This is a genomic window from Paraburkholderia sediminicola (assembly GCF_046030555.1).
GTDB classification, from domain to species: Bacteria; Pseudomonadota; Gammaproteobacteria; order Burkholderiales; family Burkholderiaceae; genus Paraburkholderia; species Paraburkholderia sediminicola_E.
Genome location: NZ_JAQQCH010000029.1, coordinates 24657 through 40124, shown reverse-complemented (window position 1 = coordinate 40124; position 15468 = coordinate 24657). Strand labels below are relative to the sequence as shown.

The window sequence follows — 15468 nt, the reverse complement described above, 5'->3', positions numbered from 1 at the left end:
ACTGTATAAACATACAGGTTTCGTGATAACCCGTGGCGACAGATGCTTCGTCAGACATCCGCTCTGATGTCCCTTATTACCTGCTGAACTTCGAGCGTGCGCTGGCGTGGCTCGCCGAGCGTTACGACGATCTGCTGGACGCGCACGAGCACGGCTTCCTGCGCGATTTCGCCGCTTTGCCGCAGCCGTCGCGCGCCTTGCTGGTTCGCATGCTGATGCGCAAGGGCACGCTGTTCCGTGCCAGCCGTCTTTCTTATGACGAGATCGGTTGCCCCTTTGTGGCAGTTGCGCCTCTGGCGGCGCTCGGCTGGGTCGATGCCGAGCCGGGTCTGACGCTTGACGATCTGTTCGCGCTCACCACGCGCCCCGAGTTGCTGCTGATCTTTGCGGACGCGATCGCTTTGATCCCCGGCGCGAAGGGCTTACGCAAACCGGATCTGCTGGAAACGCTGCGGCCGTTTTACGAACGTGAAGGCGAGGGCGAGGGCGACGAACAAGCCCCCCTTGCGCATCCGTTGTCCACATGGCACAGCCAAACCACCGATCGCGTCTTTCACGTCGTCATCGCGCCGCTTTGCGAGCGTCTGCGGCTGATGTTCTTCGGCAATCTGCAGCAGGACTGGTCAGAGTTCGTGCTTGCCGATCTCGGCGTGTTCCAGTACGAGAAGGTCGCATTCGCTTCGTCGTCGCGCGCGTTTCAGCAGCGCGTGGACGTCGATGTCTACCTTGCGTTGCATGCGTGCCGCGACGCGCTCGACTGGTTGCCCACAGGAGACACAGAAGCGGAAGCTGAGGCGATCGACGCGCTTGTGGCCGCGATCGCTGCGATCGAAACCTCGAACCCCTGGCTCGAAACGCGTCGCGCGAAACTGCTGTTTCGTATCGGCCAGCATGGCGAGCGTCAACAGAACTGGCCGGCGGCGCTCGCCGTCTATGAGCGCTGCGCGTGGCCCGGTGCGCGCCATCGGCGCTTGCGTGTGCTGGAACGCAGCGAACGATTCGACGAAGCCTTCGCCCTTGCTTCGCAAGCCGCTGCCACGCCTGAAAGTGAAGAGGAAGCGCAGCGCGTCGCCCGCATGTTGCCTCGTTTGCAGCGCAAGCGTGGCGAGCCGGTGGCGCGTGTGCCTGCCGCACGGCCGGTCGCGCGCAGCACACTGGTGTTGCCGCGGCCTGAGGCGCCGCAATCAGTCGAATACGTCGCCCGCGACCATTTGACTTGCGACTCGGCGCCGGTTCATTACGTCGAAAACGCGCTGATCAACTCGCTGTTCGGCTTGCTGTGCTGGGAGCCGGTGTTCGCGGCGCTGCCAGGCGCGTTTTTCCACCCGTTCCAGCGCGGGCCGGCCGATCTGCATGCCCCGGATTTTCATGCGCGCCGCGCCGAACAATTCGCCGCATGTCTTGCGCAACTCGACAGCGGTGCCTATCGCGAGACGATTCTGCGGCATTTGCAAAGCAAGGAAGGTGTGCAATCGCCGTTCGTGTTCTGGGGCTTGCTGACGCCGGAACTCGTCGCCCTGGCACTCGATTGCCTGCCTGCCGCGCATCTGAAGCTATGGTTCGAGCGTCTGCTGCGCGACATCCGCGGCAACCGTTCGGGCCTGCCGGACCTGATCCGTTTCTGGCCGGCCGAGCGCGGTTACGAGTTGATCGAAGTAAAAGGTCCCGGCGACCGTTTGCAGGACAACCAGATCCGCTGGCTCGCATATTGCGCGCAGCACGGTATGCCGGTGCGCGTGCTCGACGTGCGATGGGCGGATGACGATGCCGACGTGTCTGACGTAGCGATGGTGGTGGCGGGAGGCACGAATGGGACGACGCCAGAGGCGGTGACAGATGTCACCACAGCGGCTCCGAATGAGACCGCAGAAAATGTCACCGCAGCGGCTCCGAAAGAGACCGCCGAAAATGTCACCACAGCGGCTCCGAATGAGACCGCAGAAAATGTCACCACAGCGGCTCCGAATGAGACCGCAGAAAAGGTCACCACAGTGGTTGTAAAAGAGGCCACCCCATGACCTACGTGGTCGCCGTGCGGGCGATGTGTGAATTCACCGCGCGACGCGGCGATCTGGATCTGCGCTTCACGCCCGCACCCACCTCGCTGGAGGGCATGGCCGGCCATGTGACGGTCGCCGGGCGGCGCGCGAACGGCTACGAAACCGAGATCACGCTGACGGGCACGCATCGCGGCTTGACCGTGCGTGGCCGGGCTGATGGCTACGACCCGGCCGCCAACCAGTTGGAAGAGGTCAAAACCCATCGTGGCGCGCTCGACCGGATGCCCGCCAATCACCGCGCGCTGCATTGGGCGCAGGCGCTCGTGTACGGCCATCTGCTATGCCGCGCCCGCGAGCTCGCCGAATTGACGGTCGCGCTGGTGTACTACGATATCGGCACTCAGAAGGAAACGGTGCTGACCGAAACGCACACCGCGCGTGAGCTGGGGATTTTCTTCGTCGAGCAATGCGAGTGCTTTCTCGATTGGGCCGTGCAGGAAGAGGCACATCGCGCCGCGCGTAATACCGCACTCAGTGCCTTGCAGTTTCCGCACGGCCAGTTCCGTAGTGGGCAGCGCGAACTGGCGGTGTCCGTGTATCGCGCGGCGCGTGACGGCAAGCCGTTGATGGCGCAGGCGCCCACTGGCATCGGCAAGACGCTGGCGACGATTTTTCCGCTGCTCAAGGCGTGCGCGTCGGATCAGATCGATCGCGTGTTCTTCCTCACCGCGAAAACGCCAGGCCGCGCGCTTGCCCTCGATGCAATCGAAACGCTTCATCAAAGCGCCGCGCCGTCGGTTGAACGACTGCCGGAAAGATTGCCGCTCAGAACGCTGGAACTGATCGCGCGCGACAAGGCCTGCGAGCATCCCGACAAGGCCTGCAACGGCGAATCCTGTCCGCTCGCGCGCGGCTTCTACGACCGGCTCGACGCGGCTCGCAGTGCGGCATTGGCCGGACCGAGGCTCGACCGCGCGTCGGTACGCGAAGCGGCCCTCGAACACGATGTCTGCCCGTACTACCTCGCGCAGGAACTGGCGCGCTGGTCCGACGTGGTGGTCGGCGACTACAACTACTACTACGACAGCAGCGCGATGCTGTACGCGCTCACGCAGATCAATCAGTGGCGCGTCGGCGTGCTGGTCGACGAGGCGCACAACCTGCTCGACCGGGCACGGCGCATGTACAGCGCGTCGCTCGATCAGTCGACGTTCCGGCTCGCCCGCAAAACCGCGCCGGCAACATTGAAGAAACCGCTTGAACGGCTTCAGCGCGAGTGGAACGCCGTTAGGCGCGCACAGACCGACACGTATCAGGTCTATGCCGACGTGCCGGCCAAGCTGCTTTCGGCCGCACAGAATCTGATTGGCGCGGTGACGGATCAACTCGCCGAAGCACCGCTTTCAATCGACGAAGCGTCGCTGCGATTTTTCTTCGATGCCATGCATTTCGTCGCGCTGGCTGAGCAATTCGGCGAGCATTCGATTTTCGACATCACACTCAGCGCAGACCGCTACGCGCCACGCGACAAGCGCAACGCCACCCTGTGCGTGCGCAACGTGATCCCGGCGCCATTCCTCGCGGGCCGCTATGCCGCCGCGCGCACCACGGTGTTGTTCTCCGGCACGCTCAATCCGCATCATTTCTATCGCGACACGCTCGGTCTGCCCGAGCAGACAACCTGGCTGGATGTCGAAGGGCCGTTCCGTGCCGAGCAGCTGGAGGTGCGTGTGGCCGGCAATGTATCGACGCGCTGGCGTGATCGCGAACGCTCGCTCGTGCCCATCGTCGATCTGATCGCGAGGCAGTACGCGGTGCAGCCGGGCAACTATCTCGGGTTCCTGAGCAGCTTCGAGTATCTGCAGCAGGTGGTGGCGCTGATGCGCGAGCGTCATCCGGGCCTGCCGGTATGGGCGCAGGAACAGGGTATGGACGAGGCGGCGCGCGACGCGTTCCTCGCGCGCTTTCGCACCATGAACCAGGGCGTGGGCTTCGCGGTGTTGGGCGGCGCATTCTCCGAGGGCATCGATCTGGTCGGTCAGCAGCTGATCGGTGCCTTTATCGCAACGCTCGGCTTGCCGCAAATGAACGACGTCAACGAGCAGATGCGTCGCACCATGGACGCGAAGTTCGGCAGCGGCTACGACTACATGTATCTGTATCCGGGCTTGCAGAAGGTCGTGCAGGCTGCGGGACGGGTCATTCGCACAGAGCAGGACCAGGGTGTGGTGCATCTGATCGACGACCGCTACCGGCGGCCGGAAGTGCAGCGGTTATTGCCGCGCTGGTGGCAGGTGCAATAAGCCGAAGCAATAAACCGAGGCAATAAGCCGAAGCGATAGACCGGCACGGTAAGCCGTTGCAATCGGCAAAAGCAAAAAAGCGGTTTATCGACAGATCGTCAGCCCAAATCTTTACCTCCCAGGTAATCGACCTGCCTACCACCGCCAGGCAAAGTGGCGGCACGGCACAACGATTTCGACCCAAGGTAAAGAGGCTCCCATGAACGCAACCGCACCGCATCTCACCGACGACCCCAACCTCATCCGTACCGCCGACCATACGCGCCTTTTCTACCGCGATTGGGGACACGGCGCACCGCTCGTATTCCTGTCCGGCTGGACGCTGAATTCCGACATGTGGGCCTATCAGATGGAGCCGCTGTCGCGCCTCGGCTACCGTTGCATCGCTTACGACCGTCGCGGCCACGGCCGTTCAAGCGATCCGGGGCGCGGCTACGACTTCGACACGCTCGCCGACGATCTCGACAGCGTGCTGAGCACGCTCGATCTCAGCAATGTGACGCTGGTCGCGCATTCGATCGCGAGCGGCGAAGCGGTGCGCTATCTGACGCGGCATGGGACAGAACGCGTGTCCCGGATTGCGTTCATCGCGCCCGCAGCCACACCGTATCTGCTGAAAACCGAAGACAACCCGAACGGGATCGACGCCGCCTTGTTCGAACAAGGCCGCCTCGCGCTGAGCCGGTCCTTCCCCGACTGGATCGAGGCGAATGCCGCTCCGTACTTCGGCCCGGGTGCATCGCGCGCGCCGCTCGACTGGACGATCCGCATGATGCTGCAAACCTCGTATCAGGCCATGCTCGAACTCGCCCGGGTCCAGACCGTCACGGATTTCCGCGCGGAACTGGCGCGTGTTCGGGTGCCGTCGCTGGTCGTGCATGGCGACCGCGACGCCTCTGCACCGCTCGAACTTACCGGGCGGCCAACGGCGGCGCTGATCGAAGGCGCTTCACTGAACGTCTACGAAGGCGCCGGCCACGGCCTGTACTTCACTCATGCGGAGAAGTTGAACCAGGATTTGCTGGCGTTCCTGGGCCACCGGCCGGCTTAGGGTCGACGGGCACCTGATCTTCAACCGGCGCGTCGGCCTTGCTGGCCGCCGCTTTCAGCGAGGCGTCGGCGGCCGGCGTTGAAGGCGTTGAAGGCGTTGAAGGCGGATTGTCCTTCGCCGTGGCCTCGGCGCCGTCGTTCGGTGCGCCGTTCGATTCGAGCCTGGCCGGTACGCTCTCCGGGTCCCACGTCAGCAAATGCCGTTGCGGGTTCGCGATTTCGATGCCGCGCGCGCTGAACTGGTCGAGAATGCGCCGGTTGAATTCGCGCTGCACGCCCCAGCGCGCGGTGTCGCGGCATTGGATCTGGCCGGCCAGCGTCACCGCCGAGCCATCCACGCCATCCACGCCCCAGAAGCTGAAGTCGGACAGAATGCCGTCCTTGAACTTGTCGTCCTCGCGCAGCGCGGCGCCGATTTCCTTCAGTGTGGCGATCGCCAGATCGACGTCCTCGCCGAACACGATATTTACCTTCACCGCCGCATTGCCGAGTCCGCGATTGGTGTTGTTCACCGTCGTGACCGAACTGAACGGCACGGTGTACAGCGAACCGTCGCTGCCGCGCAGCCGTACGGTGCGGATCGACAGATATTCAACCGTACCGGATACGCCCGCGAGCGTGACCCAGTCGCCGACCTGCATGGCGTTTTCCATCAACAGGAACATGCCGGTGATGAAATCCTGCACCAGCTTTTGCGAGCCGAAGCCGAGCGCCACGCCGAAGATACTCGCGCCCGCCAGCAGCGGCCCGATGTTCACACCGAGTTCGCTCAGGCCGGTGAGCACTACCACTAGCGCGATCACACAAAAGAGCGCGCTGCGCAGCATCGGCAGCAGGGTACGCAGACGTGCGGCGCGCACGAGGTCGCCGCTGGTGGTCCAGCGGTCCAGCCGCCGTTCGATCGACACGTTGGCGCCTTCCCACACCACCAGCGCGATCACCGCGGCGACGCCGATCGTGACCAGCGCGGAAGCCAGCCGATGGCCGATCGAACCGGCCCGGAACAGTTCGCCCACGTCGACGCCCCATACCTGCAGCAGCGCGAGCGCGGTGACGATGCCGATGATCCACGAGACGACCCGCCGCAGCAGCGGGTAGTAGCGATAGGCATGCTGATGCACGAGTGACTTCTCCGCGTCGCCCTGTACATGGAAAAGCCGCGCCATCGCACCGAAAATCACGATCGAGACGACCCGCGCGCCCACCAGGATCGCGAGCGTAATGCCGCCGAGATGCAGCAGGGTGTGATAGCCGTTCTGCACGTCGAGCGCCCAGATGAACCATAGCGCCATCACGATGAACGCCGCGAACCATGCCCATGCGTCGGCGAGTGCATTGCCGAACATTTGCAGCGACTCGCGCGCGGCGAAGCGCTTGCGGATCAATTCGCCGACCGGCTTCGAGCATCGCAGGATCAGGATCGAGATCATGATGTGACCCGCGAGCGCGACCACCTTCATCAGCGCGAGATGCGCCGCGTCGTTTAAACCGAGCGACTGCGCGATCTCCGCGATCGCCGAACCGGCGCCGACCACGGCGACGATCCGCACGATCCAGCGCTGCACGAAAACGGCCCACGCATCGCTCATGCGCAACAGGCGCAGGCGCGGTGCGGTGGGCTGCAGAAAGAAGCCACTGCCGATCACGATCACGCGGCACAGCACGTAGATGTCGATCAACGAGTCGAGCGCACGGTCCTGCGGCGTGCCGTCGTCGATGAGGATCGACATCAGCGCGCTCGCCGCGCCGACGAACACGGCGAGCGGCAAGAGGCGCAGCACCATCGTCAGCAGCGCGCGCGGCAGACGCTGCAGGAGCGTCCAGTGATGCACGGCCTTCTGTTTGCCTTTGGCTTCGCTGGCCTGGCCTGTGGCGGGCATGGGCGACGACGTGCCAGGCGGCTTCGCTGCCTGCGCCGACGCATCGGGAGCAACGGGCAGCGGCGGTGCGGCATTCGGCGTATCGGCCTGTTGCGGCACGACGTCGACGGGCAGGTCGGCTTGCGATGCGCTGTCTTCATCGCCACGTTCGCGGCGCGCGGCGAGGGCTGCGTATGCGCGGCGCAACAGGCGGCGCGCGAGCCATTCGAGCACCAACGCGGGCAGCAGCGCCGCCAGCAGCGACCACACGACCTGGCCGAGCACGCTGCGCGCTTGCGGGTTGGTCGACTGCCAATGCCACCAGGCACGCACCGACGTTACGTCGAGCAGGGCGGCGGCCGAACTGCGCAGTGACGTGCCAAGGTGCACGGCCCAATGCGCGCCCTGACGTGCCAGTTGCGAGGCGAGGCCATTGGACTTGAACGCGGCAGGAACGAGTGCGGCGGCGCTGCTGGCCGCGGAGGGCGCCGAAGCGGCCGCGGCCGACGAGGCGGGCGGTGCGCTGAGCGCGCCCGCTGCGGCGATCGCCTGGAGCGTATCGCTGACTTGCGCGCGGCGCTTGGGATCGTTGAGGACGCTGAGGGCCTGGCGGGCCTGCTCGGGCGTCAGGGTAAGCGCGGCGCCGGATGCCGCGGACGCGGCGGCGGGTTGCGCCGCGGCGGCGAAGGCCGGCGAGGCGCATAGGAGGAGAAAAAGGACAAACCAGGCGTGAAATATTTTGCGCATAGGGTGTAAGGCGGGGTACCGGGTGCGGGCGACGGTGCCGGGACGCGTGGATCGGTTCGGCGACGTGACCCTGAACCGACACGGGTTGGGTCGTACAAGTTCCATCCGCGGCGGCTTGCGGCGGTCAGGCGAGGATTCGGCCAGCCGGTTTGAATTGTAACGTCAGGCAGCAGAAAGCTTGCCTGACGGGCGGTATCTACCGTCATACTTCAGCCGCGAGGCGGACGCAGCCACGTGGGGCTGCGCCGTCAAGAGTGAAAGCGCCGGAACGCCGGACCACGGGAACACCCAGTCCCGGTGACGCCTATTCCGTCGCTTCCATCCCGCCCGTCGCCGGCACCCCAAGCGTGCCTTCGACGACTTCGGTGAAGGTGCGCTCCTCGCGCAGAATGAAGCGCCGGGTCTGCGCGAGTCTGAAATTTTCCCGCGCTTCGGGATCGGATCGCAGCCGCGCCCGGTACGTTTCATACGCGGCGAGGCTGTCGAATGCGATCAAGCCCCACGCAATGTCGTTGGTCCCTTCGTGGGGCAGAAAGTAGCCGATCAGATGACCGCCGCAGCGGGGAATAATGCGCCCCCAGTTGCGAGCGTACTCGTCAAAGGCATCGCGTTGGAAGGGGTCGATCTGGTAACGGATAAAGCAGGTAATTGTCATGGCGAGCTCTCAATCGGATAAGAAGGGTCCGAGGACCTGGGCACCAGTATGGCGGCAGGTTGATCGCGACGTTTCACTGCTTGATGAACTGTCGATGAGGCAGCGCGACAGCGCGATGGCGCCCGTTGCGAGCGGATCGTCAGAGGGGGATCCGGTAAGCGCTTGCGATGGCTGGCGCTCCGGACCGCGGCAATCGGTGCGGGTTCGCGGCGGTTGACCGCTTAGGCGGCCTGGAAGATCAAACAAGCGATGGTGCGTGCCGCTCCGCCTCGCCGTCCGCGCCGCCGTTTGTATTCGAGGCGCGCCCGGCCGCCGGCTCCTGATGCAGCCGGTTCGTATGCATCAGGCGATACAGCGTTGCCCGCGAAATGCCGAGTTCGGCTGCGGCCTCGGACAATTTGTAGCCGTGCCGCTGCAACGCATGCTCGATGGCGTCCTTTTCGGCCTTGCTGCGGATCTCCGCCAGTGTGACGGCCGGCCCGTTGTCGGTTTCCGGCAAGCCGAGGTCGCTTGCCGTGATAAAACGACCTTCACTCATCACCACGGCGCGGCGTACGCAGTTGATCAACTCGCGCACGTTGCCCGGCCACGGATAGTTCGACATGGCGACGATCGCGTCGCTCGACAGCCCGCGCAATTTACGCGCGCCGTCCTGCCGGTACATGCTGAGTGCGTAGTTGGCGAGCAGCTTGATGTCGCCGCCGCGCTCGCGCAACGGCGGCTCGACGAGACGCAGCACGCACAGGCGGTGATACAGGTCGGAGCGGAAGCGGCCGTCTTCGACTGCCTTGTCCAGATCGACGTGGGTCGCCGAAATCACCCGTGCGTCGACCTTGATCGACCCATTGCCGCCGAGCCGTTCGATGGTGCCTTCCTGCAAAAAGCGCAACAGGACTGCCTGGCATTCGTGCGGCATGTCGCCGATTTCATCCAGAAACAGGGTGCCCTCGTTAGCGCTTTCGATCCGGCCGATCTTGCGTTGCAACGCGCCGGTAAAAGCGCCGCGCTCGTGGCCGAACAATTCCGCTTGCAACAGGCTCGGCGGAATGGCCGCGCAATTGATTGCGATAAACGCGCGGCCGGCGCGCGGCGAGCGCTCATGAATCGCACGGGCGGTCAGTTCCTTGCCGGTGCCCGATTCGCCGGCGACGAACACCGGTGCATCGGTCACGCTGCATTTGTCGATGCGACGGTACAGCTGCTGCATCGCTTCGCATTGCCCGACCATGCCGTGCCGGCCGAGCGAGGGCGCCGGTGCGACCGGCGTGTGCCGCAGGCTCGACAGCCCATGCGCGTGACCAAGCGCGAACACGAGCCGCTCGTTCAACCACGGCCGGGTGACGAAATCGAAGCAATAGTCGAGGATAAAACGGCTGACGAGCTCGTTTTCCGCCTGGCCCGGCGCGATCTGCGCGACCCAATTGGTTTCGACGCGCCGCATGCAGGAGGCGAGGACGGACAAATGTTGGGACGTGCAGTCACCGGGCAATTCGACGAGCCCGACCTTGATATTGTCGCGCTCGATGATGCGCTCGGCGATTGCCGTGCTTCTGGCGTGCACCGCTTGCCAGCCCGATGCTGCCAGGAAGCTGGCGAGACCCTGATCGGGCGAGTTCGATACGTACAGAACCGTGCGTTCGGTATCGACAGGCGTGCAAGTCGTATTCATGTAACCCCCGGATCGTTGCTGCTCTCAGCGTTGCTTTTTCGAACTGGACAAACCGGTAAGGACAAAATCACGGTAGCGGCAATGACGAGGGCGTAGAGAGGCGGCGCGAGCCGCGAGGTGTTACACAATGGACCGGTGGCAGCGCAGCGCTCAACGCTGAAACCGCCGGACTATTTCATCCCCGCATCATAAAAACCGTTTTTTGCCTTGGTGGCCTGAGACAGGCGCTCTACGTGGCGCATGGCTTAACCATAAGCGAAAGTGCTTTCGAGCGCCATACAAACAAATATGGATTCAGAAACGTTTTTCGCGTCGCGAGGCGTTCGCCGGCGGTTCAAAAATAGCCGGTCAAGCCCGGTTATGCGCGGTGTCCCACATAACGTTGCAAACCGTATCGCTGCAGATGTGCGACAGATGTCGCGCCGCCGAGTTGCCGTGTCTCAAGCTTGCGACATGTTTGGCACCCCGCCGCCAGCGCTGTTTCGTGGCCCGAAGCATCGGCACATTTGACCTGTGCATGCCGCAAAGCACGGCCGGACGTGGTCCGGTGAAGCGTGCCGCCGGCTATACAAACAGGTAGATCCTTCCGCAAGGCTTTGGAAGGTGAACCGGCCGTGTGTCGAATTCGAATCAACGTGTGCCATCCGGCAGCGTCCGGCGAGGTGCGTTGCAGCAAAAATCACGCTGGAGCAAGGGATTGGCGGCGCATGGCACAGCCATTGCATTAGGAGACTCACAAGCGAATGCATTGCCGCCAGATTCCTGAAAGCCGGGGAAACAGCAGCCGGAGTCCGGTGGCAAACATTGTCTTCGTAAGCGCGGCCGGGGAAGCCAATGTGTCTTACGAGGGTGCGGCGGGGCCACTGAAAAACGGATGTCATAAAAAACGGGGTGAATGATCGATACGGCGTATCGATCATTCGTCACCGGACGACGTGAAGCGCTGACCACGCCACTTTTTCCGTCAAGCTGGACGGACTCGAAGTTGACGGCCGCCATTGATGGCCGGGAGCGACAGGTACCGCACTCGAGCAATTCGCGAGCGCGCGACGCACAGAACAGGGAAGGGCAGCGTACGGTCAGGACCGGCCGGCGCGAGGAAGCGGGGAGGAACGGCCTGAGTCTCCATAGAGAGGCACACGCTACGAGGTGAACCGGGCGCCATGCCCGCGTATTAGCGCGGGCATGGCTTACCTGGATATGGTCTTGAAATGGCCCATCATTCGGGGGTTGTCATGAAAACGATCAGCAAGCCGGCCGCAGCGCGGCTGGACCACCACACCACAGCGCACGGCGCCGGTCTCTGCTATCGGCGTCACTTTGCGCGGCAGCGTACATTGTTCGCCGCGCCGTCAGCCGATCTGCTCACGCTGGTGATCGCCGAGGCGATGAAACGCAAGGCTCAGCCCGAGATTCAGCGCGACGTGTTGCGCGACGCGGTGTATGAAATCCCGGTTTCGCCTGAACCATGCCACGATCGCGGCATGGACATCTACTCGTCCGATCCCGACGAATACGCCTGAACGTCGATTGTCAAGGGGGACTCGGCCGCCTGTTCGCAGCGCGGCCGAATACGCGTAAACATCGGGATTCAGAACACGATTGTTGGCGGATGCCCGTTTGCGTTGCAGGTTGGGCGCATGGTGCGGGAAGGGCGCCGCCGGGCAGTATCGGGCTCAGCGGGGTAAGGTGCGGTGTCGGCTGATGCCGGGCATGTTTTGCCGGTGTATGGTGTCGTTTTGCCTGCGGCGCAGGCGGCAAGACCCAGCCCACCCGATTACCCTTAAGAGAGCCGCACGAGCCCAGCATCATCCATGCAAAACGATACCAACCCGTTCAACGACATGGCGTCGATCCTGTCCAATCCGATCCTCAACACGGATTCGTATAAGGCGTCGCACTACCTGCAATATCCACCTGAAGCGTCAGCGATGTTTTCCTACATCGAGTCGCGTGGCGGGCGCTATGACCGCACGCTGTTCTTCGGCCTTCAGATGCTGCTGAAGGAATATCTGTGCCGTCCCGTCACCGTGGAGATGATCGGGCAGGCAAAGACGTTCTTCACGGCGCATGGCGAGCCGTTCAACGAAGCTGGCTGGCACTACATCGTCGAGCACCATGACGGCTATCTCCCCGTGCGGATTCGCGCCGTGCCGGAAGGCTCGGTAGTGCCCACGCACAACGTTCTGGTCACAGTCGAATGCGACGATCCCGAAGTGTTCTGGCTGGCCTCGTATCTGGAAACGATGCTGCTTCGCGTGTGGTATCCGATTACGGTCGCGACGCAAAGCTGGCATCTGCGCAAGACGATCCGCGCCTATCTGGAGAAGAGTAGCGACGACCTCACGCAACTGCCGTTCAAGCTGCACGATTTCGGCGCGCGCGGCGTGTCGAGTGCGGAGTCGGCGGCGATTGGCGGCTCGGCGCATCTCGTCAGCTTCATGGGCTCGGACACGGTGCTCGGCGTCGTGGCCGCGAACCATTTCTACAACGAACCGATGGCCGCGTTTTCGGTGCCGGCTGCTGAACACAGCACGATCACATCATGGGGGCGCGAGCGTGAAACGGATGCATTCCGCAACATGATCGCGAAGTTCGGCAAGCCGGGGGCGATCGTTTCGGTGGTATCCGATTCCTACGACCTGTTCGCCGCGCTCCAGGTATGGGGCACGGAGTTGAAGCAGGCGGTGCTCGATTCCGGCGGCACGCTGGTGATCCGGCCTGATTCAGGCGATCCGCTGACGATTGTCCTGCAGACCATGCGGGCGCTCGATGCATCGTTCGGTTCGACGGTGAACGGCAAGGGGCGGCGCGTGCTCAATAATGTCCGCGTGATTCAGGGTGACGGCGTGAATCCGGATTCAATCGAGGCGATCCTGGCCGGCATGGATGAGGCCGGCTTTGCAGCGGACAACATCGTGTTCGGCATGGGCGGTGCGTTGCTGCAGCAGATCAATCGCGATACGCAGCGGTTCGCCATGAAATGTTCGGCCATCCGGCTTGGGGATGAATGGCACGACGTCCATAAGGACCCGGTCACGGATGCCGGCAAGCGATCGATGAAAGGGCGGCTGACCTTGCTGGTGAATCGCCACACAGGCGAGTATCGGACGGTGACGCTGCCGGTGGCGTGGGATGACCGCACCGTAGAAAAGGATTGGGACGACGCGCTCGTCACTGTTTTCGATTCCGGCAAATTGCTGGTCGATGTTGCGTTTTCTGAAGTCAGGAAGCGGGCTCACGCGGGTGAGGGTTAGCGGGGTGTTCGGTGCAGGCAGGGGGTGGCGGCATGGCAGAGCCGCCACTGCTGCAAGCGCCAGAACAAACGTATTAGGTCACGTTCCAGACCGAAACCCCGGCGGCATCGACATCAATCCGGCAAGCACCGCCTTCCCGCAGCCCGGTATCTTCGTTCGCGATATCGAACCGCACGCCCGCGATATTCAGGCGGACATACCGCTCACCGCGCCGTAATTCCACCGCGTCGACCACGCCGGCATGAGCGCCATCGGGTGAAATCGTCACGGCGTGAGACGAGATGCGCCACATTACCCGTTGCCCGGCTGGAATGGCCAAGCCGGCCTCGCCCGTTGCGATCGCCAGGCCATTGCCAATCTCAACATGCCCAGGCACCGTCATCAAGCCTTCGCCGACATTGTGCAAGCCAAGCAGTTCGGCAACCCGCATCGAAGCCGGCCGTTCGAATACCGCATCGATGAAACCGGCCTGCAGCACGCGGCCCTGTTCCACGACCAGCACCTCGTCGGCGAGCAGCGCCGCTTCGTCGGGGTCGTGCGTGACGATAATCGTCACCGCCGCAATCTCGCGCTGCAGTGCCCGCAGCGACTGCTGCAAACGACGTCGCCGCGGTGTATCGAGTGCCGCGAACGGCTCGTCGAACAGCAACAATTCGCTATGACGCGTGAGCGCCCGCGCCAGCGCCACGCGTTGCCGCTGACCGAACGACAATTGATGCGGCAAGCGTGCAATCAGTTGCGCGAGGCCGAGATGATCGAGCCAGTAACGCGCGCTGGCCGCGTCGGCGTCGACGGGAAACGCGAGTTGCTGTGCGACCGTCATGTGCGGAAACAGCCCGAAGTCTTGCGGCATATAGCCGATCTGACGGCGCTCGGGCGGCAGTGCGCTCAAGTCGGTGGCGCCGAGCCGAACGGAACAGGATGCGTTGGATTCGAGCCCTGCAATCAGCCGCAATGCCAGCGATTTGCCCGAGCCCGACGGCCCGATGATCGCAAGCCGCCGCGTCGCCGGCGTCCACGCTATGTCGAGTTCGAACGCGCCCAGGCGGCGCTGCAGATGAAAGGCGAGACGAAGATCGGAAATCTCGCCGCGGCTTGCCGTTAGATCCGTGCCGGGTTCCAGCGCGTCATCGCCGTTTTCGGTTTGTTCGAGCGAAGCTTTCTGCCGAAGGCTATAAATCGACAGCGCCGCGCAGACAATCGCAATCGCGAGCGTCGGCAGAAGCAGGGGCATCATCGCCGGCAGCCCTTGGCCACCGAAGACGACGTACGTGTACACCGGCAGCGAATACGGGTGATAGGCCACCATCACGGTCGCGCCGAATTCGCCGAATGCACGCAACCACGCGAGCGCGAGTCCCGCGCGAATCGCCGGCCATGCAACGGGCAGCATGACGCGGAAAAAGCGGCTGCCCGCATGATGACCGAGCGTCGCGGCCACGTCGTCGAGCACGGGGTCCACGGCCGCAAACGCGGATTTCGCGGCGATGATCAGGAAGGGCGCGGCCACGAAGGTTTCCGCGAGCACGATGCCGGCAAACGAATCCGTCAGCGCCCCGCCGGTGAACCGGCCGACCCAGCTATAGGGGCCGAGCAGAAACAGCAGCAGCACGCCGCTGGTGAGCGGCGGCAAGGCGAGCGGCAACTGCACGACGAAGCCGAGCAGCGCCACCCTGCGCGAGTTCGAGCGCGCGAGAAAATAGCCGAGCGGCACGCCGCCCAGCAGAATCACCAGCGAGGCCACGCTGGCGCTTGCCGCCGATACGCCGACCGCCGACCACGTTGCGTGCCAGTCGACATTCGGCCAGTCGGCCGCGCCGAGTTGCGGCACGCTCGCGATAAACGGGGCGCACAGATAGACGGCAAGCAGCGCCGCCAGCCACAGCAGCGGTCGCGCGGTGGACCGTTTCACCGGCTGGTTCACCACC

9 protein-coding genes are annotated in these 15468 nt (G+C 63.8%); 5 read left to right on the top strand and 4 right to left on the bottom strand.

All coding sequences use genetic code 11. The annotated features are described in order from the left end of the window. Positions 1-32 precede the first annotated feature (32 nt). The 3 genes from PQQ52_RS29885 (at position 33) to PQQ52_RS29875 (ending at position 5354) form a co-directional block, all read left to right on the top strand. The gene (locus tag PQQ52_RS29885; protein WP_408219644.1) at positions 33-2018 is read left to right on the top strand and encodes a VRR-NUC domain-containing protein; all 1986 of its coding nucleotides are present in this window, start codon (positions 33-35) and stop codon (positions 2016-2018) included. Then, the gene (locus tag PQQ52_RS29880) at positions 2015-4303 is read left to right on the top strand and encodes an ATP-dependent DNA helicase (RefSeq protein ID WP_408219641.1); all 2289 of its coding nucleotides are present in this window, start codon (positions 2015-2017) and stop codon (positions 4301-4303) included. Before PQQ52_RS29885 ends, PQQ52_RS29880 begins: the two co-directional genes overlap by 4 nt. A gap of 199 nt (positions 4304-4502) precedes the next feature. Then, a complete protein-coding gene (locus PQQ52_RS29875; RefSeq protein WP_408219638.1) occupies positions 4503-5354 on the top strand; it encodes an alpha/beta fold hydrolase in 852 nt (283 codons plus the stop codon). Here PQQ52_RS29875 and PQQ52_RS29870 read toward each other — a convergent pair. The 3 genes from PQQ52_RS29870 to PQQ52_RS29860 form a co-directional block, all read right to left on the bottom strand. Then, the gene (locus tag PQQ52_RS29870; protein WP_408219635.1) at positions 5293-7959 is read right to left on the bottom strand and encodes a mechanosensitive ion channel family protein; all 2667 of its coding nucleotides are present in this window, start codon (positions 7957-7959) and stop codon (positions 5293-5295) included. The genes PQQ52_RS29875 and PQQ52_RS29870 overlap by 62 nt on opposite strands. A gap of 304 nt (positions 7960-8263) precedes the next feature. Further along, positions 8264-8614 carry an NIPSNAP family protein gene (locus tag PQQ52_RS29865; RefSeq protein ID WP_408219632.1) on the bottom strand — a complete coding sequence of 117 codons (351 nt, stop codon included), beginning with the start codon at positions 8612-8614 and terminating at the stop codon, positions 8264-8266. Positions 8615-8852: 238 nt separating this feature from the next. Continuing rightward, a complete protein-coding gene (locus tag PQQ52_RS29860; RefSeq protein ID WP_408219629.1) occupies positions 8853-10283 on the bottom strand; it encodes a sigma 54-interacting transcriptional regulator in 1431 nt (476 codons plus the stop codon). Positions 10284-11518: 1235 nt separating this feature from the next. On the opposite strand from PQQ52_RS29860, the gene PQQ52_RS29855 reads away from it, so the two are divergent. Further along, on the top strand, positions 11519-11806 hold the full coding sequence (locus PQQ52_RS29855; RefSeq protein ID WP_408219626.1) for a hypothetical protein: 288 nt from the start codon (positions 11519-11521) through the stop codon (positions 11804-11806). 291 nt (positions 11807-12097) lie between these two features. Further along, positions 12098-13540 (top strand): nicotinate phosphoribosyltransferase, encoded by a 1443-nt coding sequence (locus PQQ52_RS29850; protein WP_408219624.1) that lies wholly within the window; start codon positions 12098-12100, stop codon positions 13538-13540. Positions 13541-13613: 73 nt separating this feature from the next. On the opposite strand, the gene PQQ52_RS29845 is transcribed toward PQQ52_RS29850, so the two are convergent. Continuing rightward, positions 13614-15452, bottom strand: coding sequence for an ABC transporter ATP-binding protein/permease (locus tag PQQ52_RS29845; protein WP_408219621.1), 1839 nt, complete (start codon positions 15450-15452; stop codon positions 13614-13616). Positions 15453-15468 lie beyond the last annotated feature (16 nt).